This window comes from Shewanella subflava (genome assembly GCF_025971955.1).
GTDB lineage: Bacteria > Pseudomonadota > Gammaproteobacteria > Enterobacterales > Shewanellaceae > Shewanella > Shewanella subflava.
In genome coordinates this window covers 23460-45626 of the sequence record NZ_JAPDMX010000018.1, presented here as the reverse complement: position 1 = coordinate 45626, position 22167 = coordinate 23460, and the positions used below count along the sequence as shown (strand labels likewise).

Annotated in this window: 23 protein-coding genes; 16 read left to right on the top strand and 7 right to left on the bottom strand. The window is 40.6% G+C overall.

Annotation, left to right across the window (positions count from 1 at the left end; genetic code table 11):
- Window positions 1-38 precede the first annotated feature (38 nt).
- Window positions 39-995, top strand: a complete 957-nt coding sequence (rluC, locus tag OHT75_RS07975; RefSeq protein WP_264725956.1) for a 23S rRNA pseudouridine(955/2504/2580) synthase RluC — start codon at window positions 39-41, stop codon at window positions 993-995.
- Window positions 996-1037: 42 nt separating this feature from the next.
- A complete protein-coding gene (locus tag OHT75_RS07970) occupies window positions 1038-1685 on the top strand; it encodes an HAD-IA family hydrolase (RefSeq protein ID WP_264725955.1) in 648 nt (215 codons plus the stop codon).
- Window positions 1686-1725: 40 nt separating this feature from the next.
- On the opposite strand, the gene OHT75_RS07965 is transcribed toward OHT75_RS07970, so the two are convergent.
- A complete protein-coding gene (locus OHT75_RS07965) occupies window positions 1726-2337 on the bottom strand; it encodes a Maf family protein (protein WP_264725954.1) in 612 nt (203 codons plus the stop codon).
- Between the two features lie 235 nt (window positions 2338-2572).
- On the opposite strand from OHT75_RS07965, the gene yceD reads away from it, so the two are divergent.
- From yceD to OHT75_RS07915, 10 genes are all read left to right on the top strand, one after another.
- On the top strand, window positions 2573-3097 hold the full coding sequence (yceD, locus tag OHT75_RS07960; protein WP_188839943.1) for a 23S rRNA accumulation protein YceD: 525 nt from the start codon (window positions 2573-2575) through the stop codon (window positions 3095-3097).
- An 18-nt stretch (window positions 3098-3115) separates the two neighbouring features.
- Window positions 3116-3286 (top strand): 50S ribosomal protein L32, encoded by a 171-nt coding sequence (gene rpmF / locus OHT75_RS07955; RefSeq protein WP_011636967.1) that lies wholly within the window; start codon window positions 3116-3118, stop codon window positions 3284-3286.
- 15 nt (window positions 3287-3301) lie between these two features.
- On the top strand, window positions 3302-4330 hold the full coding sequence (gene plsX, locus OHT75_RS07950; protein WP_264725953.1) for a phosphate acyltransferase PlsX: 1029 nt from the start codon (window positions 3302-3304) through the stop codon (window positions 4328-4330).
- 9 nt (window positions 4331-4339) lie between these two features.
- Window positions 4340-5299: a beta-ketoacyl-ACP synthase III gene (locus OHT75_RS07945; protein WP_264725952.1), complete on the top strand. Its 960-nt coding sequence runs from the start codon at window positions 4340-4342 to the stop codon at window positions 5297-5299.
- A 30-nt stretch (window positions 5300-5329) separates the two neighbouring features.
- Entirely contained in the window at window positions 5330-6256 is a 927-nt protein-coding gene (gene fabD / locus OHT75_RS07940) for an ACP S-malonyltransferase (protein ID WP_264725951.1), read from the top strand.
- A gap of 9 nt (window positions 6257-6265) precedes the next feature.
- Entirely contained in the window at window positions 6266-7012 is a 747-nt protein-coding gene (fabG, locus tag OHT75_RS07935) for a 3-oxoacyl-ACP reductase FabG (protein ID WP_188839939.1), read from the top strand.
- 163 nt (window positions 7013-7175) lie between these two features.
- On the top strand, window positions 7176-7409 hold the full coding sequence (acpP, locus tag OHT75_RS07930; protein WP_011865403.1) for an acyl carrier protein: 234 nt from the start codon (window positions 7176-7178) through the stop codon (window positions 7407-7409).
- A gap of 192 nt (window positions 7410-7601) precedes the next feature.
- Window positions 7602-8840: a beta-ketoacyl-ACP synthase II gene (gene fabF / locus OHT75_RS07925; RefSeq protein WP_264725950.1), complete on the top strand. Its 1239-nt coding sequence runs from the start codon at window positions 7602-7604 to the stop codon at window positions 8838-8840.
- Between the two features lie 146 nt (window positions 8841-8986).
- Complete coding sequence (locus OHT75_RS07920) at window positions 8987-9475, top strand: acyl-CoA thioesterase (RefSeq protein WP_264725949.1); 489 nt, start codon at window positions 8987-8989, stop codon at window positions 9473-9475.
- A gap of 30 nt (window positions 9476-9505) precedes the next feature.
- Window positions 9506-10378 (top strand): NAD(P)-dependent oxidoreductase, encoded by an 873-nt coding sequence (locus OHT75_RS07915; protein WP_264725948.1) that lies wholly within the window; start codon window positions 9506-9508, stop codon window positions 10376-10378.
- Window positions 10379-10659: 281 nt separating this feature from the next.
- Here OHT75_RS07915 and cdd read toward each other — a convergent pair whose 3' ends face one another.
- Window positions 10660-11550, bottom strand: a complete 891-nt coding sequence (gene cdd / locus OHT75_RS07910; RefSeq protein ID WP_264725947.1) for a cytidine deaminase — start codon at window positions 11548-11550, stop codon at window positions 10660-10662.
- A 63-nt stretch (window positions 11551-11613) separates the two neighbouring features.
- Complete coding sequence (gene sbcB / locus OHT75_RS07905) at window positions 11614-13029, bottom strand: exodeoxyribonuclease I (protein WP_264725946.1); 1416 nt, start codon at window positions 13027-13029, stop codon at window positions 11614-11616.
- A 371-nt stretch (window positions 13030-13400) separates the two neighbouring features.
- Between sbcB and OHT75_RS07900 the strand changes: the two genes are divergently transcribed.
- The 3 genes from OHT75_RS07900 to OHT75_RS07890 all read left to right on the top strand — a co-directional run bounded on the left by OHT75_RS07900 (window position 13401) and on the right by OHT75_RS07890 (window position 15516).
- Window positions 13401-14207, top strand: coding sequence for a hypothetical protein (locus OHT75_RS07900; protein WP_264725945.1), 807 nt, complete (start codon window positions 13401-13403; stop codon window positions 14205-14207).
- A 21-nt stretch (window positions 14208-14228) separates the two neighbouring features.
- On the top strand, window positions 14229-15050 hold the full coding sequence (gene rlmA, locus OHT75_RS07895) for a 23S rRNA (guanine(745)-N(1))-methyltransferase (protein WP_264725944.1): 822 nt from the start codon (window positions 14229-14231) through the stop codon (window positions 15048-15050).
- Window positions 15051-15309: 259 nt separating this feature from the next.
- The gene (locus tag OHT75_RS07890; protein WP_188839931.1) at window positions 15310-15516 is read left to right on the top strand and encodes a cold-shock protein; all 207 of its coding nucleotides are present in this window, start codon (window positions 15310-15312) and stop codon (window positions 15514-15516) included.
- 691 nt (window positions 15517-16207) lie between these two features.
- Here the strand turns inward: OHT75_RS07890 and OHT75_RS07885 are convergent.
- From OHT75_RS07885 to OHT75_RS07870, 4 genes are all read right to left on the bottom strand, one after another.
- Complete coding sequence (locus OHT75_RS07885) at window positions 16208-17110, bottom strand: ABC transporter ATP-binding protein (protein ID WP_264725943.1); 903 nt, start codon at window positions 17108-17110, stop codon at window positions 16208-16210.
- On the bottom strand, window positions 17107-17946 hold the full coding sequence (locus OHT75_RS07880; protein WP_264725942.1) for an ABC transporter permease: 840 nt from the start codon (window positions 17944-17946) through the stop codon (window positions 17107-17109). The genes OHT75_RS07885 and OHT75_RS07880 overlap by 4 nt, the downstream gene beginning before the upstream one ends.
- 41 nt (window positions 17947-17987) lie before the next feature.
- Window positions 17988-18641: a YceH family protein gene (locus OHT75_RS07875; protein ID WP_264725941.1), complete on the bottom strand. Its 654-nt coding sequence runs from the start codon at window positions 18639-18641 to the stop codon at window positions 17988-17990.
- Window positions 18642-18756: 115 nt separating this feature from the next.
- The gene (locus tag OHT75_RS07870) at window positions 18757-19587 is read right to left on the bottom strand and encodes a CvfB family protein (protein WP_264725940.1); all 831 of its coding nucleotides are present in this window, start codon (window positions 19585-19587) and stop codon (window positions 18757-18759) included.
- 575 nt (window positions 19588-20162) lie between these two features.
- On the opposite strand from OHT75_RS07870, the gene speA reads away from it, so the two are divergent.
- On the top strand, window positions 20163-22073 hold the full coding sequence (gene speA / locus OHT75_RS07865; protein ID WP_264725939.1) for a biosynthetic arginine decarboxylase: 1911 nt from the start codon (window positions 20163-20165) through the stop codon (window positions 22071-22073).
- The last annotated feature ends 94 nt before the right edge of the window (window positions 22074-22167 follow it).

Here is a 22167-nt window from a genome sequence, read left to right as displayed (position 1 = left end):
TAAGTTACAATAGCCACGTTCTCACAAATTGGCGCATCATGAATACTGAAACTACTCCCCAAGTTCAACTCGTTACTATTGACGAAGATAATGTTGAACAACGTATCGATAATTTTTTATTAACTAAACTCAAAGGCGTTCCTAAAAGCATGATTTATAGAATTGTGCGCAAAGGAGAGGTTCGAGTGAATAAAAAACGCATCAAGCCAGAATATAAGCTGCAAATTGATGACGTTGTTCGCATTCCTCCTGTCAGAGTGGCAGAAAAGGATTATCGCACAGCACCTTCTGCAAATTTATCGCGGGTGTCGCAGTTAGAGGACCGCATTATCCACGAAGACAAGCATCTTATTGTCTTAAATAAGCCTGCTGGTATTGCGGTACATGGCGGTAGTGGTGTCGATTATGGGGTGATTGAAGGGCTCAGATCCTTACGGCCACAACAGAAGTTTTTAGAGTTAGTTCATCGCCTAGATAAAGATACCTCTGGTGTGTTACTCGTAGCTAAAAAAAGAAGTGCCTTGAAACATTTGCATGAGCAGCTCCGCAGTAAAACAATGCAAAAAGATTATATGGCGTTAGTCAGAGGCGATTGGCAGGCTAAAGATAAAGTCATCAAAGCACCGTTATTAAAAATCACCTTAAAATCGGGTGAGCGTATTGTTAGAGTTAACGCGGAAGGCAAAGAGTCAGAAACTCGTTACAAGATTATACAGCGTTTTGACGGTGCGACTTTAGTGAAAGCGAGCCCCGTGACAGGCCGTACTCATCAAATCCGTGTTCACTGTCAATTTGCAGGGCATGCTATTGCCTGTGATGATAAATACAGTGAACAAAAGTTTGATGACAGTATGCGCGCAATTGGTTTAGACCGTTTATTTTTGCATGCAGCTGAGTTGAAGTTTACTCATCCAGAAACAAACACCACGATGCAAGTTACTGCACCACTTGATGATGTGCTTGTTAACACTTTAAATAGACTTAAAAAAGTGTAATGGTTTTCACAATAATTGAACTGGTCATTTTTAAGTCACCCTATGGCATTACAAAACAAATATGATTTAGTCATTTTTGATTGGGATGGTACTTTAATGGATTCCATTGGTGCCATTGTCAGTTGCATGCAGGCCGCTGCGGATGATTTGGCAATTAATATTCCAAGTGAACGTGCGATCAGAGATTTGATTGGTTTGTCATTGCCCAACATTTTGCATCTTTTGTTTGGCGATATTTCCCATCGCCACGATGAGATTGTTGAGCGGTATCGGCAGCACTTTTTGTCGTCAAAGTCGAAGAGTCCTTTATTTGATGGTAGCGAGTCACTTTTGCAGCAGCTTTCAAATAGCGGCTACATGTTAGCGATAGCCACAGGTAAAGGACGTCAAGGGTTAGACCGAGTGCTAGTAGAAAGCGGTGTTGGGCATTATTTTGCGGCAAGCCGTTGCGCTGATGAAACAAGAAGTAAACCCGATCCTTTAATGATTCATTCTTTGTTATCTGAGTTTAATGTACCGGCACATCGCGCGGTGATGATTGGTGATTCAGTACACGATTTAAATATGGCTAATAATGCAGGTGTAGCCGCCATCGGAGTGAGCTACGGTGCGAATTTAGTTGAGCAGTTACAAACCGCGAATCCATTAGCTATTGTTGATAATGTTAATAAACTCGCTTTTCATCTTTAAATTGCGCCTTCATATCAAGGCGCATGCAATAGCTAATAAACTACTCTTGCGCTAATACCTCTACCTGATGCAAAGCCAACAGATTAATCAACTTAATCAATGGCAGGCCAATCAGTGTATTGGGGTCATCGCCTTCAAGTTTGTCAAATAACGCAATACCTAAACCTTCACTTTTAAAACTTCCTGCGCAGTAAAGCGGTTGTTCTGTTTTGACGTAGTAATGAATTTGTTTGTCAGTTAACTGCCTAAAATGCACTGTAAAAGGTTCGACACAACTGTGCATCGATTTTGTTGTTGGACAATAAACAGCAAGGCCTGTGTAAAAGGTGATAGCCTGTCCCGAGGCTAACTGCAATTGCTTAATGGCATTAGCCTCTGTATGGGGTTTGCCAATAATTTCACCGTTAATCATGGCAACTTGATCGGAGCCAATAACAACACATTGGCTTTCTTTATCGCTATTGTCTTCAATTAACTGACTTCCCGCTAATGCCTTTAGCTGGGCAAGGCGTTCAACAAGTTGTATTGCTGTTTCGCCCTGTATCGGCGATTCATCTATATTGGGATTAACCGATATAAAAGGGCGGTTTAATTTTGCTAATAATTGTTGGCGATAGATAGATGTTGAGGCAAGTACTAAGGATTTTGACATGAATTCTTATCTAACAAGTCTTTGGTGGCGCAAAGTTTAACATTAATCGTTTAAATGGGCGAAATTAGCACTGTAAATGCTTGTGTCTATTGGGACTGTTCGGTAAAATTTGCCATCATTCAAATTCAATGTTGGCAGTAATTGAGAACTTAAACGTACCTTCGGGTTGGTTTAACTGCTTTTTGCAGAAATTTTCTTTGACTCCAGCGTTTTCAAACTATAATATGCGCGCCTTATGCAAACAGTAAAGATACCGGTTTCAATTGATCCTTTTCGTGCTGCGAGTAGCGGCCTTCGTTATGAAGGCATTGTTCCTAGCAGTAACAATAAGCGATTAAATGAGTTATGTGCCGGCGACTGTTCCGACGTAGTTGTGTCGTTGGAATGTGGTGTCGACTTACAGGGGATAGTCTACCTTCGCGGGAAGGCTGTGACGGAGCTCACTCTGCTATGTCAACGTTGCATGACACAATATGCTACTGAGGTTACGGTCGACTTTTGTTTCAGTCCTTGTAAGAATGAAACAGAAATCGATGAGCTCCCGGATGCGTATGATCCAATTGAGTGTAATGAAATTGGTGAAGTACGTCTGCATCAATTGATTGAAGATGAATTGATAGTCGCTATGCCGATTATCCCTATGCATGAAGATACTGATTGCAGTTCGGGATCAAAAGACATAGTTGTAGGCGAGATCGACCCCGCTCATGAGGAGCGTCCAAATCCGTTTGCAGTGTTAGAAAAACTGAAGAGCAAGTAATCGTAGGAGACAAGTCAAATGGCTGTACAACAGAATAAAAAATCTCGTTCAAAGCGCGGAATGCGCCGTTCACATGATTCTTTGAGCACTGCTCAATTATCAGTAGACGCTACTAGCGGTGAATTACATCTACGTCACAACGTGACTGCTGATGGTTTCTACCGCGGTAAAAAGGTTATCAACAAGTAATTTGTTGACAACCTGATGACGAATCTGACGCTTGCGTTAGATGCGATGGGGGGTGATCATGGTCCCCACGTCACAGTGCCTGCAGCCTTGCAGGCACTGAAGTCTAATCCTTCAATTCAAATAATCCTTATTGGCAACCAAGCTGATATTGAACCTTTACTTTCATTAGCTGAACCTTCCATTTTAAAACGCATTGAGCGGATCCATACCACTGAAGTGGTGACCATGGGCGATAGGCCTGTGCATGCTTTGCGTACGCGAAAAAATAGTTCAATGCGTATTGCGTTAGAACAAGTTCGAGATGGAAAAGCCGCTGCGTGTATCAGTGCTGGCAATACAGGTGCGTTAATGGCCATGGCTAAGGTGTTGCTCAAAACCTTACCGGGTATTGACCGTCCTGCATTAGTCACGTGTTTACCGACGGTTACGGGAAAACCTGTTTATTTATTAGATTTGGGTGCTAACGTGGCTTGCGATTCGGAAACCTTATTCCAATTTGCGGTTATGGGTTCAGTGTTATGTGAAGCCGTACATAAAAAAGCCCGTCCAAAAGTAGCATTGCTCAATGTAGGTATTGAAGAAATAAAAGGCAATGATCAAGTGCAGCAAGCGGGTCAAATCTTGCAGCACACCGAGCAGGTTAATTATGTCGGTTTTGTTGAAGGTGACGAAATCTACACGGGTAATTTAGATGTCATCGTATGTGATGGTTTTGTGGGTAATATTACCTTAAAAACCTCAGAAGGCATTGCTAAGCTTTTGGTTCACCAATTGAAACGGGGTTTAAATAGTGGCCTATTCGTCCGTTTAATGTCCAAACTCATCGCGCCACGCATTCAAGCTGTACTCAGTAAGATGAACCCCGACCACTATAACGGTGCAAGTCTGATAGGATTGCGCGGAATAGTAGTAAAGAGTCATGGAAACGCTGATGAAGCTGCCTATTTACAAGCCATTAATTTAGCAGCAACTGAAGCGAAACGTCGTCTCCCTGAAATGATCAATGATCGTTTAGAGTCGATTCTTTTAGACATCAATAGCTGATCTCATTATATGCATACAAAAATTCTCGGAACAGGCAGTTATCTGCCTGTGCAAGTGCGCAGCAATCAAGATTTAGAAAAAATGGTCGAAACCACTGACCAATGGATTAAAGACCGTACTGGTATTTCAGAGCGTCGCATTGCCGCCACAGATGAATCAGTATCCACCATGGGCTATCAAGCCGCGTTGAAAGCTATCGAAATGGCCGGCATTGACCCCTCTGAATTGGATATGATTGTGTGTGGTACCACCAGTGCACCGAATGCTTTTCCTGCTGCGGCATGTGAAATTCAAGCCATGTTAGGCATTAAACAAATACCTGCTTTTGATATTGCAGCAGCATGTTCAGGTTTTGTTTATGCGTTATCGGTAGCGGATCAATTTGTTAAAACAGGTGCAGCCAAAAAAGTATTGGTTGTCGGCGCCGATGTGTTATCTCGACTTTGTGAACCTGATGATCGTTCTACAGTGATTCTATTTGGTGACGGTGCAGGTGCAGTGGTGATCGGCGAAAGTGAAACACCTGGCATTATTAACACCCACATCTATGCGGACGGTAGCCAAGGTGATTTACTAAAATGTTCATTTCCACCAAGGGCTAATGAATCTTCAGAAGCTGTGGGTTATATGACCATGAAAGGCAATGATGTATTTAAGGTTGCGGTGACGCAATTATCGAACGTCGTTACAGAAACGCTTAGAATCAATAATGTTGATAAATCTGAAATTGATTGGTTAGTGCCGCATCAAGCCAACTATAGAATTATAAATGCCACGGCTAAAAAGCTCGATATGAGTTTAGATAAGGTGGTATTAACTTTAGCAAGACACGGCAATACTTCAGCAGCCTCTGTTCCAATTGCTTTAGATGAGGCGGTTCGTGATGGCCGAATTCAGCGTGGTCAATTGTTACTTTTAGAAGCCTTCGGAGCAGGATTTGCTTGGGGCAGTGCGTTAGTGCGTTTCTAATTCATTTTATTTAATAACAGGTAATTAAACATGGAAAATGTGGCTTTTGTTTTTCCCGGTCAAGGTTCTCAAGCGATTGGCATGTTAGCTGATTTAGCACAAGAGCATACTGTGGTTTCACAAACGTTCGCCGAAGCCTCAGAAGTGCTTGGCTATGATTTATGGACCCTTATACAAGATGGGCCAGTTGAATCGTTAAATGAAACAGATAAAACCCAACCCGCTTTATTATCTGCTAGTGTCGCTATTTGGCGCGCATATCAAGCTAGTGGTAAGCCTGCACCAGCGTTGTTAGCAGGCCATAGCTTGGGTGAGTATTCAGCACTTGTGTGCGCAGGTGTTATTGATTTTAAAGATGCGGTTAAATTAGTTGAACTTAGAGGTCAATTAATGCAACAAGCTGTGCCAGCAGGCACTGGTGCTATGTATGCCATTATTGGTTTAGACAATGACGGTATTGCTAAAGCATGTGAAGAATCTGCTCAGGGCGATGTTGTCAGTCCAGTTAACTACAATAGCCCTGGACAAGTGGTCATAGCCGGCGAGAAAAATGCTGTTGAACGTGCAGCTGCGGCGTGTAAAGCTGCGGGTGCCAAAATGGCAGTAGCCTTACCTGTTAGTGTCCCTTCGCATTGTGCGTTAATGAAACCTGCTGCAGATAAACTCGCCCAAGCATTAGCCAATATCACCTTTTCAGCGCCTGTAATCAAGGTCATAAATAACGTTGATGTGGCTATGCCAACCGATAGTCAAGAAATTAAAGATGCGCTAGTGCGCCAGTTGTATTGTCCTGTTCGCTGGAGTGAAACGGTCTCGTTTATGGCTGAACAGGGAATTAACCAACTCGTTGAGATGGGACCAGGAAAAGTGTTAACTGGTTTAACAAAACGTATCAATAAAGCCGTTTCAGCCCAAGCCGTCAATGATGTTGCGTCATTGGCAGCATTAACTGAGTAAGGAAGAATAATGAGCATTAGTTTTAATTTAGAGGGCAAAGTTGCCCTTGTTACCGGCGCTAGCCGTGGCATTGGCCGCGCAATTGCGGAAACTTTAGTCCAAGCCGGTGCGGTTGTTGTAGGTACAGCAACCAGTGAAAAAGGTGCTGCAGCGATTCAGGATTACCTAGGTGATAAAGGTTTCGGACTTGTGCTGAACGTCACAGATAGCGAATCAGTTGCCAATTTATATAGCCAGATCAAAGAAAAAGCTGGCGATGTTGATATTCTCGTGAATAATGCAGGTATCACACGTGATAATTTATTAATGCGAATGAAAGATGATGAGTGGCAAGATATTATTGACACTAACCTGACTTCATTATTTAAATTGTCTAAGCCAGTAATGCGATCTATGATGAAAAAGCGTTTTGGACGTATCATCAGTATCGGTTCAGTCGTAGGCACGATGGGAAATGCAGGTCAAGTAAATTATTCAGCTGCTAAAGCGGGTTTAATAGGTTTTACTAAATCTCTTGCAAGAGAGGTTGCATCTCGTCAAATAACAGTGAATGCTATTGCTCCCGGTTTTATCCAAACAGATATGACTGATGAGCTGACACCAGAGCAACAACAAGCTATTATGTCGCAAGTTCCGATGGAACGTTTAGGGCAGGCGCAAGAAATTGCCAATGCAGTATTGTTTTTGGCCTCAGATTCAGCCGCTTACATCACAGGCGAAACATTGCATGTGAATGGCGGAATGTACATGGTTTAAAGCGATTGGTAGGAAACTACCTTCATTTGAGTCAGAGTTAGAAACAGTGTAGATTTAAATCTTTGTGGTTAGACCACAAAATCTAAGCTTGCAATGTTATCTAAATCGAATAAACTACTCGCAATCTTACGCAAGTGCGTAATTTGAATAGGAAAGAGAACTAATGAGCAACATCGAAGAACGTGTAAAGAAAATCATCATTGAGCAACTAGGCGTTAAAGAAGAAGACGTTAAACCAGCTGCTTCTTTCGTGGACGATTTAGGTGCCGATTCTCTGGACACCGTTGAATTGGTTATGGCTCTAGAAGAAGAGTTTGATACCGAGATCCCTGATGAAGAAGCTGAAAAGATCACTACTGTTCAAGCAGCGATCGATTACGTTTCTAAGAATCAGTAATCCAGAATTCACAGAGACAGGCGGCATTTATTGTCGCCTGTTTTTGTTTCTAGCTTTGTCATTTTTATTTTAATCGTCATTAACAAATCATAAAAACGCCTGTTCTAGTAGGTTAACCTGTCTTCGCTTTCTCCTTTCGGTTAATCGCCGTTGCTAGACTATTTGGCATAGTGTATTTAAAAGGTGAAAATCATGTCTAAACGTCGTGTTGTTATTACTGGTCTTGGATTGGTGACACCAGTGGGTAATGATGTCGAATCATCTTGGAAAGCATTACTTGCTGGCCAAAGCGGTATAGCCCCCATTACGAAATTTGATGCTGCTGAATATGGCACTCGCTTCAGTGGTTCTGTTAAAAATTTTGATATAGAACAGTATTTAACAAAAAAAGATGCTCGAAAAATGGATTTGTTTATCCAGTATGGCGTCGCTGCCGGTATTCAAGCGATTAAAGATGCTGGATTAGATATGGCTCAGGAGCGCCCTGATCGTGTCGGAACTGCAGTGGGGGCGGGCATGGGCGGTATGCCGTTAATCGAGCAAAATCATAGTGCATTAATGAATGGTGGGCCTCGTAAAGTGTCGCCATTTTTCGTACCAAGTACCATCATTAATATGATCTCAGGCCATTTGTCTATCATGTATGGCATGACCGGTCCAAATTTTGCGGTGACAACCGCTTGTACTACAGGTGTACACAATATTGGTTTTGCAGCCAGAACAATTGCATACGGTGATGCAGATGTCATGATTGCTGGAGGCGCAGAGGACGTCACTTGTCCTTTAGCCATTGCTGGTTTTGGCTCTGCAAAAGCCTTATCGACGCGAAATGATGATCCTATTAAAGCAAGCCGCCCTTGGGATAAAGACCGTGATGGTTTTGTTATCGGCGATGGTGCCGGTGTATTAGTGATGGAAGAATACGAGCACGCAGTTGCCCGTGGCGCCAAAATTTACGGTGAGCTCGTTGGTTTTGGTATGAGTGGGGATGCATTCCACATGACTTCGCCGCCAGCTGATGGCGCCGGCGCTGCCGCTGCAATGGTGAATGCTATCAACGATGCTGGCATTACCAGAGAAGCTGTTGGTTATATCAATGCCCATGGCACATCTACTCCCGCTGGAGATAAAGCCGAAGCCGCCGCGGTTAAATCGGTTTTTGGTTCGCATGCTTATAATTTATTAGTGAGTTCAACTAAATCAATGACAGGTCATTTATTGGGCGCTGCAGGTTCAGTTGAAGCCATTATTACTTTGCTTGCACTGCAAGACCAACATATTCCTCCGACCATCAATTTAGATAACCCAGATGAAGGCTGTGATTTAGACTTTGTAGCACACACTTCACGTAAGCATACTTTTGATTATGCCTTATGTAATTCATTCGGATTTGGTGGCACGAATGGTTCATTATTGTTCAAAAAAATCTAAGCATTCGTGAGTGTCTTTGATGAATTAAGGGAAGATCATTATCTTCCCTTTTTTATAGGCCGAAAACTATTTAGCACAACTTAACATTTCGCAGCATCGCCTATTTGGCGTAAACTGCGACTAATATATTTTCGAGGATAAACATTATGGCTGGTGTAGACAGACAACTTACTCTCAGGTTTTTAGCTGAGCCTGCTGATGTCAATTTTGGTGGTAAGGTGCACGGTGGTGCAGTAATGAAATGGATTGATTTAGCCGCTTATGCCTCAGCTGCTGGCTGGAGTGGTAAATATTGTATTACGGTATATGCCGGCGGGATCCGTTTTGTTAAGCCTATTCATGTTGGCAGTATTGTTGAAGTGACAGGTAAAATTATTTACACAGGCACTTCGTCTATGCATGTTGCTATTGATGTGAAAGCGGGCGATCCCAAATACTCTGAACGTCATTTAACGACTCACTGTATTGTAATCATGGTGGCGGTGGATGATGAGGGTAAACCTACCAGCGTGCCTGAATGGATACCGCAAACAGAAGATGATATTCGTTTGCGTGATTCTGCATTACGCCTAATGGACATGCGTAAACGCATTGGCGCAGAAATGGAAGCACACGTAAAACCGATTGTAGAATAATCAATAATAACCAATTTTTATGGGGGCGTTATGGCTAAGGTAGCATTTTTGGGTTTAGGGGTGATGGGCTTTCCAATGGCGGGGCATCTAGTCAGCAAAGGCCATGAAGTGACAGTGTATAACCGTACTCAAGCTAAGGCAGATTTGTGGGCTAAGGAGTATCAAGGTAAGACGGCGCTAACACCTAAAGAAGCCGCTATTGGTCAAGATATTGTGTTCACATGTGTGGGCAACGATGATGATTTACGACAAGTGGTATTAGGTGATGATGGTGCAATTCATGGCATGCAACCAGGCAGTATTTTGGTTGACCATACTACTGCTTCTGCCGATGTTGCCCGTGAAGTATATGCTGTGTTAGCTGCCAAGAATATTGCCTTTTTGGATGCGCCAATTTCTGGTGGTCAAGCTGGCGCTGTTAATGGGGTTCTTACTGTGATGATGGGCGGTGATCAAGCTTCGTTTGATAGAGTTAAACCGATTATTGCCGCTTATAGTCGATGTGCAGAGCTACTTGGGCCAGTTGGCTCAGGCCAATTAACCAAAATGGTAAATCAAATCTGTATCGCGGGTGTCGTTCAAGGTTTGGCCGAAGGGTTACACTTTGCCAAAAGTGCAGGTCTTGATGGTTTGAAGGTTATCGAGGTAATTAGCAAAGGTGCAGCCCAAAGCTGGCAAATGGAAAATCGATATAACACCATGTGGCAAGGTGAATATAACTTTGGTTTTGCAATTGATTGGATGCGTAAAGATTTAGGTATTGCTTTAGACGAAGCTCGTCGAAATGGTTCGACTTTACCTGTCACCTCATTAGTTGATCAATTTTATGCTGATGTTCAAGCGATGAAAGGCAATCGATGGGATACTTCAAGTTTATTGGCGCGTTTAGAGAAAAACCGCTAGATTTGATGACATGTTATTAAAGGGACTGCAATGCAGTCCCTTTTGATTTTCAGCCTTAAAGCACCTACTTCAGTAGGTGGTTATCATCAATTAGGCTTTGCCTGAAGTATGTTCAATAGCTGATTAACTCAAGTGATACGTGAGCTTTGCTAATGATGCAGTACAAGCTTCTAAATCAGGGATGATTTAGTAGGGCCTATAGGATATATTTACGGCGTCTTGTTAACGCACGGTATTTGCTAATCTCTTATCCAAAATTCTGTTTAGGTGATAAGTTAGCTTTAAGTTGGGTCAACTACAATATGTTCTAACTCTACCGCAGCAATAGTGTGTAAAGCATCCATAGCCGCACCCACAAGGCTAATTTGACCTTTAGACGACTCAATTAATACAGCGCGTTTAATGTCACTATAATCGCGGTTATGTCTAATTAAATTCGATAATGCCATTTGCATAGGTTGCATTGATGGATTGAAGGCTGCATTTTCAGCATATCTGCCACAATATGTTGCGCCATCATGTGTTTCAAGTACTACTGCAGCATGGCAATGAGTGTAAGGAGCATAACTCAATCCAGCTTGATCTAATGCTTCAATAATCAGTGGGTCGCTAGATTCTAAATTGAATTCGATATTGCTTTTTGAGAGTAATGGACGCGTTACGTTTAAGTCAGTTGGTCCAAATGCATAGGGTAAATAATGACTTAATGGCGCTGTAGCTTGCCCTGGTAGATGGATGTTGACTTTACTACCATCAACAAGCTCATTAATAAATTGACGACAATGTCCACAAGGACTGAAATTGACCACGATATCGACAATGTGTGTTTCACCGCTTAACCATGCATGGCTAATAGCGCTTTGTTCGGCATGAACGGTATGAAATAAAGCTTCGCCAGGTAGCTCGAGATTGGCTCCCATATAAATATCGCCACTGCCACCTTTAGCTATCGCGCCTACAAAAAACTGACTAAGGCTCGGGCTGGCTAATGCTGCGGCAATTGGCAACAAAGCAAGTAATAACTCCTGTTCAGTCAGTTTCGTTTTATCCATAAGTTCTGATAATTGATTTGCATCGATATGACCACAAAAATCATCATGTAACAATGGAACTAATGCTGATGATAACGGTTTTGAAAGTTGGCTAATACAGTCTATAAATCTGTTTTGCATTTCCCTTGTCCTTAGATGAAACTCTTCATAATTGAACTTAAGTGTATGGCTAATATCAATATACTAGAGTGATTGTAAATATTGGTATAGGGCTTTTAATAGCTTTTGTTTGTGTTCATTGTCGCTGGTTTCTTCAACCAAGTTTTCGAGACGTATCACATAATCTGCATCCATTAGGCGTTGTTGACAAAACTCTCGCCATTGCAGGCTTTCTTGGTGGCTTAATGTATGTGGATAATTGCGTGCGCGATAGCGAAACAACATGCTATTGATGCGTGGATCATCGAATTGTAATTCCAAAGCGGCTAAATTTTGGGCTTGAGTATTGCGAACGATATCGATTTTAGCCTTGTCAGCATGACTGAAGAAACCGCCACTGTATAGCATTAAATCCGGGTCGGTAATGTCTGGCATATCGGATTCGATTTCGAAAACCGCATTTAATTTTTCTCTAATATCAGGCGTATTTTTCAGTCGTTTATACTGCTCTCTTGCAAAATCTTTATCAATTTGTAATCGAGAAGCAACCTCGTCGTCGAGTAATTTGGCCGAGCCGATAAATGGGCATTTATTAATATGGATTTGTTTAATCGGAATAGGCAGTTCATCTGGGGCTAAATTAGCCCGAGAAGTATACATACGCGCAGAAATCTCAGCCGCACTTAAGGTGAGTAATGGTGAGATATCCATTGCTAAATTAACACAAATAACGGCATTTTTGTTGGTGGGGTGATAAGCCACTGGCGCGATTAAAGTTGTACAGCCATTTAACGCACTGATTTTTGAGCTTACATGCACTAAAGGTTGCATTTTGAGCACATCAATTTGGTCGTTTGCCGCTTGTTTTCGTCTAAGTTTGAAATAGTATTCATATAACTTAGGTTGTTTTTCTTTGATAAGCTTGGCCATTGCGATAGTGGCATACACATCCGACATCGCGTCATGTGCTTTTTCATGACTTAAACCATTTGCAGCCGATAGTTGTTCTAGTTTAAAGCTAGGAGTGCCGTCTTCTTTTAGCGGCCATATGATGCCCTCTGGTCTAAATGCATAGCAAGCACGCACTAAATCAATTAAATCCCAACGTGAGTTACCCTGCTGCCATTCTCTTGCATACGGGTCAATAAAGTTACGATAAAAACCATAGCGACTGACTTCATCGTCAAAGCGTAATGAGTTATAACCTACCACACAGGTATTTGGCTGACTGAATAAATCATTAATTCGTTTCATAAATTCAGCTTCAGGCATGCCTTTAGTATTCGCTAATTGAGGTGTTATTCCTGTGATTAATATTGCTTCAGGGGAAGGCAGGTAGTCTGGAGCCAATTGACAATAAAACGTTTCTGGTTCGCCTATGAAGTTAAGGTCAAGATCGGTTCGAATACCCGCAAATTGGCAAGGACGATCTTTAGCGGGATTGGCGCCGAATGTTTCATAATCGTGCCAGAAAAGTGTGGGTTGGGTTGCATCTGCCATAATGAAGATTCTCTTTTAATGATTGTATTATCTTAGCATTAATTACTGCAGGATTAAGTCCTTGTGTATTTCTCATATAATGATTGCTAGTTTAATGTGCAGATATGCTTAAATGAGCCGATAAGACCTTCGTATTTGGCTGCAGAGGCTGATTTCTATGCTAAGTAGCAATAATGCTGCAATTATCAGCCATCAATTGCAGCCATGTATAACAATAAATAAAACTTAATATCTAGAAATTATCAATCCGCTTTCATGAGGGGGATGTTAGACATTGATAATGATAAAAACTAACATCGCAAAATGATTTATCATCATACTTATAATTTATGCGATATATAATTTTCAATTAGTTGTAAAAGGATTTTTGCATGCACCAGCACATTTTTAGCCATCCAACTGTAATTCAAATAAGCCATCCTACATTGGTAAAGGTGCGCTTACTGAATGATATTGATGATTTACTTGTGCTTGCTTCACTGAGTAACCCATTGTTTGAAATGATTGTTAGTCAAGTTGATGGAGTAGCTGCAACATTGATCTCTCGTCAGCAAGCATTTGTCAGCATTGATTTTGAAAAAGTACAGCACATAGCTGATAGGTATGATGTGACTCGATTGGTGGGCCAAGGAGTTCGGCTGTATTCAAGAATGGCTGTCGCACCAAGGATTTGTATTGAACAATTAAAACAAGGTATCGACATCAATATACAAGCGGATGGTGAGGTCTATTTTACTGTTTATGAAAATATGCCCTTTGAATTAATCCCGCTAGAGCAAGATTTGAGATTATTGTGTGAACCGCAAGTGTTAGTCAGCGCAAAAACTATTTTAGGGCAGAAGCCTTTACATAGTGAGTCTTCTGCTGCATTAGCAGTCCATATTAGCGAGGTTGAACAAGTCAGACGGGATATTGCTGATTACATGCGAGGTGAGTCAGGTAAAATACATCCAGGGGTGTCCACGGAACTGTTAAAACTTGATCATTTATTGCAAAATAAGCGTCAATGGTTAATGCGAACTTATCATCAATCGTTAGAGCGCCCTAGTTTGTCTAGAGCCTCTAATCAAGCCACTCTTGATGTTGAAAAGCTGCAGCAAAAACTTGAATGTTACAATCTACTCGCGCCTTCAGATGTCACTGAACTGGTTAATCAGCTTTCAGATGATGATAACTAATCTACTTATAAAGAATTTTTGATGTCCTATATTTGTCCAATTTGCCAGCTTGATCTTAATCAAAGTCTCACTAAGACATGGTCCTGTGCCAACAATCATCAATTTGATACAGCCAAAGAAGGCTATGTTAATTTATTGCCCGTTCAAAAGAAGAAATCAAAAGATCCCGGCGACAATAAAGAGATGATGTTAGCCAGACGAGAGTTCTTGAATAAAGGCTATTATCAGCCATTAAGTGATCAAGTCAATCAACTGGCGGCCTTTCACCAGCCGCATGCTAAACATATTTTAGACATAGGCTGTGGTGAAGGTTATTACAGTAACAGATTGATTGAGCAAATAAAAAAAACTCAAATTGATTGTCAGCTGTGGGGATTAGATATCTCTAAAACAGCAATCAAATATGCTGCTAAAAAATATCCTCAAATGCATTTTTGTGTGGCAAGTGTATTTGAAATGCCGTTTGCTGATAACAGTTTTGATTTGGCTATTCGCATTTATGCACCTTCAAAAGTAGAAGAACTCCAACGGGTTATAAAACCTGGTGGTGTGCTAATTACTGTTTCACCTGGTCCTAAACACCATTTCGCTATCAAACAGGTGATTTATGCAGAGCCGCGTCTGCACCCCCATGAGCCGCTAACGCTTGAGGGATTTGAATACGTAAAACAGCATAGTCTTGAATATCATCTTGAACTAGCTGATGTGAATGATATTGAACATCTGCTTAATATGACGCCATATGCATGGAAGTTAACTCAGTCGCAAAAGCAAAAAATGGCCGATGAAGGATTAAATTGCGAATTAGATTTTAAAATTGAAATACATAGACGTCATGGCTGAAGCAAAATTTGAGTATTTACACCAATAAGGTATTGATGAGTTTAGATAAACACGCCGTTCAAATATGAATTAATTATGAACCTTGATATGATGTTTGTTGACTTATTCTGAGAATGGTTTATAGTCTTTATAGCTTGAAGGTTGGGCTTATTTTTTGTGTTTCAATACGATCAGTTTCGTCCTGTGAACATAAGTAATACCGGCATTTTCCAGCTTTACCGCCGTTTAGGCTTTATTTTATATTTACAGGATTTATATCATGTCTCAAGTTACTGGTGTTGTTAAGTGGTTCAACTCTGACAAAGGTTTCGGATTTATCGAGCAAGAGTCTGGTCCAGACGTATTCGTTCACTTCCGTGCTATCAACTCTGACGGTTTCAAAACTTTAGACGAAGGTCAAAAAGTTTCTTTCACCGTGACTCAAGGTCAAAAAGGTCCACAAGCTGAAAACGTAACTATCGTTTAAGCTATTGTTTCACTTCGGTGAAATGGACTTAAAGCTGTGGCATTTGCCGCAGTTTTTTTTTGTCTTTTTTTCAGTACATTCTGTAAAGTGTCATTCAATTTACTGCAAATTTTTAAAGCTGCCACACTTTTTGTTTGGCGGCTTTTTATTTTGTTATACCAATTGCAATACTTCACTGTTCATTCTAGCTTGTTAAAATACTCGATAACTTTTTTAGATTTTTCGATGGTAGAACAGCGGCTTATGGTGAATTTTGTTTTTTTCGGCGGCTTGCCTTACACCATTTCTAAGTGCGTTTTTATTGTGGTGGCTACGATAATAGTGAGATAAATTCACCCAATTAGGCAACAGTAAAAGCTGTTACCCACATTGCTAATGAATAATATGTGTTTATGCGTAGTATTAATCTAATGAATGTCTAGGGCGTGTTTATCTTTGTTTATTTTTATGTTGAGAGATAAAATGACTTTAGGCAAGGCGGATAAGTGCGGGCATAGTTGACCTACGTCAAGATTATCCAATGCAGTATAAAGTCATTTTAGCCTCAACCCGCAGGTGGTGGCTATTTTTTATTCATTCTACTCACAAATTCACTTGTTTAGCGGGCTAAACGGCGTTCATTTGCGATTGCCTGACAGAAAAAAAAGCCTACTGCATAATTTATCAGCAAAGATAAACACGCCCTCGTGAGTTAAGATAAGAAAAGGGTGTCTTCTAGGGTTCTACCTTTTAAAATCGACTTATAATGCCATTGGTTTTCAGCCAGCAAATTGAAAATTTGCAGCTCTAATGAAAAGTCTACTTGGCTAGGATATTCAATGATAAATTGATGATCTGTGCTTTGAGTGACTTTGGTTACATTAGGTAAACCAAGCAATGCTTGATGCACAGCGGCCATATCAACTTTTTTCATTACCAAGGTTAAATAATCAATCTCCTGTGCTGATTGAATTGAAAGCGATTGTTTTAGCTTTCCTTCTTCAAGATAAATTACTTGATCGCATAATTTTTCAAGCTCATTAAGATTGTGGGAGCTAATCACAAAGGTAGTATGCTCAGACAGTTCACTGACAATTTGTCTAATTCGTCTTGCATTGGCGGGGTCTAAGCCTGCCGTTGGTTCATCTAATAACACTAATTTAGGCGAGCCAATAAGTGCTTGCGCGATAGATACCCGTTTGCTCATTCCATGACTTAAACTTTTAGGTTTGGCTTTTGCTTCCTTCGTTAAATCAACTAGCGCCAATACTCGCATGGCTTCGATTTTAGCTGCTTTGCCTTTTATACCTTGAAGCTCAGCAAATAGGCGAAGTTGACTGAGTATACTGCTATCAGGGTCAAGCTGTGCATCCTGCGGTAACGCGGATAAAACGCCATGTAATTTGTCGCTGCCAACAGGCTCACCCATTATTGTCACATTACCGCTACTTGGCTTTATATAGCCACATAAAATACTGAACAGTGTTGTTTTACCCGCACCGTTAGGACCCACTACAGCAATTGGCGCGCCAGATTCCATAGTAAAGTCGATTTTAGATAACACCGCTTTACCGCTATAACTTTTACTCAATTGCTGACATTGAATTAAACTCATAATGCACTCCTTTGCATAACTATGCGGCCAATAATTAATATCACAGCGGTTTGTATTAATGGAATGGGGGCGTAAGCGAAGGCTGCTAACCCCTGAGTGTTAACCATGCTTGATAATTGCGACCCTGGTAATAGGTATCTTAGTATCTCAAACCCTGAAAACTTAACATTTACCAGAGTGATAATAATTGAAACGATAATCCATAGAATAATGGCGAAAATACTGGCTTGACGAGCACTATTTGCTATCAGTGATAACAGTGCCATTGTCGCAATATAAGGGAGTACAACAATCAGCAAGTTTGCAAAAATGATTAACGCTGTGTTGACTGCTGGCATCAATAATCCGGTGTCTCTGTTCATTACTAACAATGTCGTCGCAATTAAGGTGATTAATATTAAACATCCTTGGATAAAGATCTGCCCGACAAATCGGCCGAAAAATAAACTATTGCGGCTTACACGTAAGCTGATAAAACGGAGCGTGCCACGTTGCTTGTCTGAACTAAATTGGTCGGCAGAAATGAAAATACTGAACATGGGGAATAAATACAGCGCAGCAACCCAAAACATTGCAAATTCAGAAACTTGCCAATTAAACAGTTTATCTAAGGTGGTTGGGCCAAATACGGCGGCGATAAACTCTTTGAAGCTTGGCTCCATGATGATATTTGCGGCTTCTTTAATGGGGTAAATTAAAATGACACTCCAGACTAAAATAAAAGCAATCAACGCAATAATACCGCTGCGGCTACTGAATCTTTTACTCAATTCAAATTTAGCCAATTGCCAAATATGGCTAAGTCCAGATGGCGATGAAGCTGTAAGGCTATTCATAACATTCCCTTTTGTGATTAAGCCGTAAAAAGATTAACGTCTTAAGATATTAACGCCTCAAGTGTGGCTAACCTTTGCTCAAGCGATTCTATTCGGTGCTCTAACGCGGTCACTTTTTCATTGGCCGCTAATGATTGTTGCGATTGCACCGACACATCTAAGTTACTTACAGAGTTAGCTTGATGGTCCTCAATTGAACGACTAAATAACTCAATATAACGACAATCGCGCTTGCCAGCCTCTCTAGCGAGTTGCGCAACAAAAGGCTTATCCTGCTTAGCTAGCTCGAGTAATAACGTTTCAACTTGAGTGACATCTGAAAATTCAAATAAACGGGTTGTACGGGTTTTTAATTCCCCTGGGGTTTGCGCGCCTCTAAGTAATAATACGCAGCAAAGAGCATATTGAGCGGCTGTGAGGGTTAAATCACTGAACTCGGTATTACAAAAACGGTGTTTATATTTGATGACTCTACTGCCAAATCCCGATTGCTCGCTGATTAACCTTTTCTTCGCTAAACCATCAATAATGATTTGCACTTCAGATTCACTGAGTGACATCACGGGATCACGGCTACTTTTTTGATTACAAGCTAAGGTAAGGGAATTGAGCGAGAGCGGGTATTGTTCAGGTGTAGTGATTTCTTTTTCCATCAAACAGCCAATCACTCTGGCTTCCAATGCATTTAATTCCATTGACGATGATCCTCAAATAAAAAAGCATGAAGATGTTATATCATCCTCATGCTAGTTTTAACAATGATATCAATGTAATCGGTTATCTCGTGAGCAAAATGCGCTTGTTGAATGGCTAAACGAGTCTAATACCGTCCTTGTCGATTTTAATTTGCCCCCCTTTAAACAAACCTCCAATAGATTTTTTAAAGGCTTTTTTGCTCATCCCAAGTTGGGCATAAATAATGTCAGCATCTGTTTTGTCATGTAATGGTAAAAAGCCATTAGCTTTGGTTAGTTTATTCATGATAAACATGGCTTGTTTATCGAGTTCTTGTTTAGAGCCTTGTTGTAGTACCAGGTCAATTTTTCCATCGCTACGTAAGGTTTTAATAAAGCCTGTGAGTTTTTGGCCGAAACGTAATGGTTGAAACACTTCGTTTTCATAAATTACGCCCCAATGCTGATTATTGATAATGGCTTTATAACCTAAATCCGTAGTGCCACCAATAATCAAGTTTACCTGTTGGCCAACTTCATAGTCAGCGGGCGTTTTATCTAAAAACTTATCGACCTTTGAAGATGCAACAATGCGCTCATCTGCTTTATTAGCATGGATATACACCAAGTAAGATCTGCCATCTTCAATAGTTTTATGTTGTTCACCAAACGGTAAAAACAAATCCTTATCAAGACCCCAATCTAAAAAGGCACCATATTCACTTATCGCCGCGACCTTTAAATAGGCGAACTCACCTACTTGAGCAAACGGTTTTTGAGTGGTTGCAATGACTTTATCATCTGAATCAAGGTATAGAAATACGTCAATAGCTTGTCCCACTTCATATTGTTTAGGTACAAACTTTTTCGGGACTAACACTTGACCAAGTTCATGGGCATTAACATAAATACCAAAACTGACTTCTTTAACGATTTCGAGTGAATAGCTTTTACCGATTTGTATCATGTGTATCTCTATCTTTAGCTGCATCTAAAATGCAAACGTTTACTGGGAATTGGGCTAAAATTTTCTGCTGCTTAGTATACACGCTTTTTCAATTGATGAGAGAATTTACCATAATTGTGAGCAGAGAACCTAAACTTGCCGTATTAGCTTTTTTATCTTTGGCTGAGGGGGAATTCTACTTGCAATGAAACACAATGCGCGGTTTAATTGCGCCGTTTTTTACGGTCGACTTTTAAGGTTTAACACACTGACGAATGAGTCTTTATGACCTCAAAAAATCAACCTAAGTATTTATGCACAAATGATTTATAAGTATTCATTTATGCAGTAAGCAAACTTAGACAACCATTTGCAATGTCCCGCTATAATTGTTAAAAACCTAGTGGCCGGAGTCGCAAATAAAGTACGTATAGATGAAAAATCGACTAGATTTAATTATCGCAATCTGGTGAGAAAAATTGCCATTTTTCATCTACTATACATCGCATAATGCGACAGCGTTATGTTGATTTTATTCACAAGCCTTGTTGAATTTTTAACAACACGATTTGATAAGGTAAATACGGAAAAGAATTATGTCTGATTGGTCTATTGAAGATGCTCGTGCGGGTTATAACGTTACTCATTGGAGTCAGGGTTTTTATGGTATTCGCGAAGATGGTGAAGTGACAGTGTCACCTAATCCATATCAACCAAATCATAAAATCGCACTGAACGCATTGGCGAAAGATATGGTTAATGCGGGTGTATCACTCCCTGTTTTAGTTCGTTTTCCACAAATTTTACATCATCGTGTAGAAAGTTTATGTGAAGCATTTAATGATGCCATTCAAAAGTACGAATACAAAAATGATTATTTATTGGTTTATCCTATCAAGGTTAACCAGCAGCAAACAGTTGTTGAAGAAATTCTTGCTAGTCAAACTTCTAAAGAGGTACCGCAATTAGGTTTAGAAGCGGGGAGTAAGCCAGAGTTAATGGCGGTATTAGCCATGGCGCAAAAAGCCAGCTCTGTCATTGTTTGTAATGGTTACAAAGATAAAGAATACATTCGCCTAGCACTAATTGGTGAAAAATTAGGCCATAAAGTTTACATCGTGCTTGAAAAGATGTCTGAACTTAAAATGGTATTAGAACAAGCTAAAGAGTTAGGTGTGACTCCTCGTCTTGGTTTACGCGTGCGTTTAGCGTTCCAAGGCAAGGGTAAATGGCAGGCCAGTGGTGGTGAAAAATCAAAGTTTGGTTTATCTGCAGCGCAAGTATTAAAAGTGTTACAAGAATTAAAAGACACTAATATGCTTGATTCTCTGCAGTTGCTGCATTTCCACTTAGGTTCGCAAATCGCTAATATTCGAGATATCCGTCAAGGTGTAGGTGAAGCAGGACGTTTCTATTGTGAGTTACGTGAACTTGGTGCCAAAATTGAATGTTTCGATGTGGGCGGTGGTTTAGCCGTTGATTACGATGGCACCAGAAGCCAAAGTAACAACTCAATGAACTACGGGTTAAATGAGTATGCTAATAACATCGTTAATGTGCTAACTGATTTATGTAATGAATACGAGCAACCTATGCCACGTATTATTTCTGAGTCTGGTCGTCATTTAACAGCGCATCATGCGGTATTGATCACTGACGTTATCGGTACAGAGGCCTACATGCCTGAAGTGATTGAAGCGCCATCAGACGATGCGCCACAATTATTGCACAACATGTGGCAATCTTGGTTAGAGATCAGCGGCGGGCAAGATCAGCGCGCGATGATTGAAATTTATCACGATACCCAAAGTGATATCGCAGAAGCGCATTCGTTATTTGCCGTAGGTCAATTTACCTTGGCTCACAGAGCTTGGGCTGAACAAACACATTTACGTGTTTGTCACGAAGTGAAAGGTTTATTAAGCAATAATAACCGTTACCACCGTCCGATCATCGATGAGTTAAACGAAAAATTAGCTGATAAATTCTTTGTTAATTTCTCTTTATTCCAGTCTTTACCCGATGCTTGGGGTATTGATCAAGTATTCCCTGTGTTGCCTTTGTCTGGCTTAGATAAAGCGCCAGAGCGTCGTGCGGTGATGCTTGATATTACCTGCGATTCTGACGGTATTGTTGATCAGTACGTTGATGGACAAGGTATTGAAACCACATTGCCTGTTCCTGCGTGGAGTGCTGAAAGTCCGTACTTAATTGGTTTCTTCATGGTGGGTGCTTATCAAGAAATTCTTGGTGATATGCATAACCTATTTGGTGACACTAACTCTGCAGTGGTGCGTATTGATGAAGATGGTTTAACCAATATTGATTCAGTATTACAAGGTGATACCGTTGCTGATGTGCTTAAGTATGTGAATTTAGATGCCAATGCATTTATGCGTACATTTGAAGAATTAGTTGAGCAACATATTACTGAAGATGAAAGAGCAAGTATCTTAGAAGAGTTACAAGCGGGTCTGGACGGCTATACATACCTCGAAGACTTTTAAATATTACAGATTTAATATTTGAATAATTCATTGATAGTAAGGCTTAGTTATGAATAATGACTAAGCCTTTATTTATTTTAATCTGTTGAGTCAT

Bases quoted from the DNA above. Each gene is read 5' to 3' on its own strand.
- rluC (WP_264725956.1), top strand. From the start codon at position 39: ATGAATACTGAAACTACTCCCCAAGTTCAACTCGTTACTATTGACGAA.
- OHT75_RS07970 (WP_264725955.1), top strand. From the start codon at position 1,038: ATGGCATTACAAAACAAATATGATTTAGTCATTTTTGATTGGGATGGT.
- OHT75_RS07965 (WP_264725954.1), bottom strand. From the start codon at position 2,337: ATGTCAAAATCCTTAGTACTTGCCTCAACATCTATCTATCGCCAACAA.
- yceD (WP_188839943.1), top strand. From the start codon at position 2,573: ATGCAAACAGTAAAGATACCGGTTTCAATTGATCCTTTTCGTGCTGCG.
- rpmF (WP_011636967.1), top strand. From the start codon at position 3,116: ATGGCTGTACAACAGAATAAAAAATCTCGTTCAAAGCGCGGAATGCGC.
- plsX (WP_264725953.1), top strand. From the start codon at position 3,302: ATGACGAATCTGACGCTTGCGTTAGATGCGATGGGGGGTGATCATGGT.
- OHT75_RS07945 (WP_264725952.1), top strand. From the start codon at position 4,340: ATGCATACAAAAATTCTCGGAACAGGCAGTTATCTGCCTGTGCAAGTG.
- fabD (WP_264725951.1), top strand. From the start codon at position 5,330: ATGGAAAATGTGGCTTTTGTTTTTCCCGGTCAAGGTTCTCAAGCGATT.
- fabG (WP_188839939.1), top strand. From the start codon at position 6,266: ATGAGCATTAGTTTTAATTTAGAGGGCAAAGTTGCCCTTGTTACCGGC.
- acpP (WP_011865403.1), top strand. From the start codon at position 7,176: ATGAGCAACATCGAAGAACGTGTAAAGAAAATCATCATTGAGCAACTA.
- fabF (WP_264725950.1), top strand. From the start codon at position 7,602: ATGTCTAAACGTCGTGTTGTTATTACTGGTCTTGGATTGGTGACACCA.
- OHT75_RS07920 (WP_264725949.1), top strand. From the start codon at position 8,987: ATGGCTGGTGTAGACAGACAACTTACTCTCAGGTTTTTAGCTGAGCCT.
- OHT75_RS07915 (WP_264725948.1), top strand. From the start codon at position 9,506: ATGGCTAAGGTAGCATTTTTGGGTTTAGGGGTGATGGGCTTTCCAATG.
- cdd (WP_264725947.1), bottom strand. From the start codon at position 11,550: ATGCAAAACAGATTTATAGACTGTATTAGCCAACTTTCAAAACCGTTA.
- sbcB (WP_264725946.1), bottom strand. From the start codon at position 13,029: ATGGCAGATGCAACCCAACCCACACTTTTCTGGCACGATTATGAAACA.
- OHT75_RS07900 (WP_264725945.1), top strand. From the start codon at position 13,401: ATGCACCAGCACATTTTTAGCCATCCAACTGTAATTCAAATAAGCCAT.
- rlmA (WP_264725944.1), top strand. From the start codon at position 14,229: ATGTCCTATATTTGTCCAATTTGCCAGCTTGATCTTAATCAAAGTCTC.
- OHT75_RS07890 (WP_188839931.1), top strand. From the start codon at position 15,310: ATGTCTCAAGTTACTGGTGTTGTTAAGTGGTTCAACTCTGACAAAGGT.
- OHT75_RS07885 (WP_264725943.1), bottom strand. From the start codon at position 17,110: ATGAGTTTAATTCAATGTCAGCAATTGAGTAAAAGTTATAGCGGTAAA.
- OHT75_RS07880 (WP_264725942.1), bottom strand. From the start codon at position 17,946: ATGAATAGCCTTACAGCTTCATCGCCATCTGGACTTAGCCATATTTGG.
- OHT75_RS07875 (WP_264725941.1), bottom strand. From the start codon at position 18,641: ATGGAATTAAATGCATTGGAAGCCAGAGTGATTGGCTGTTTGATGGAA.
- OHT75_RS07870 (WP_264725940.1), bottom strand. From the start codon at position 19,587: ATGATACAAATCGGTAAAAGCTATTCACTCGAAATCGTTAAAGAAGTC.
- speA (WP_264725939.1), top strand. From the start codon at position 20,163: ATGTCTGATTGGTCTATTGAAGATGCTCGTGCGGGTTATAACGTTACT.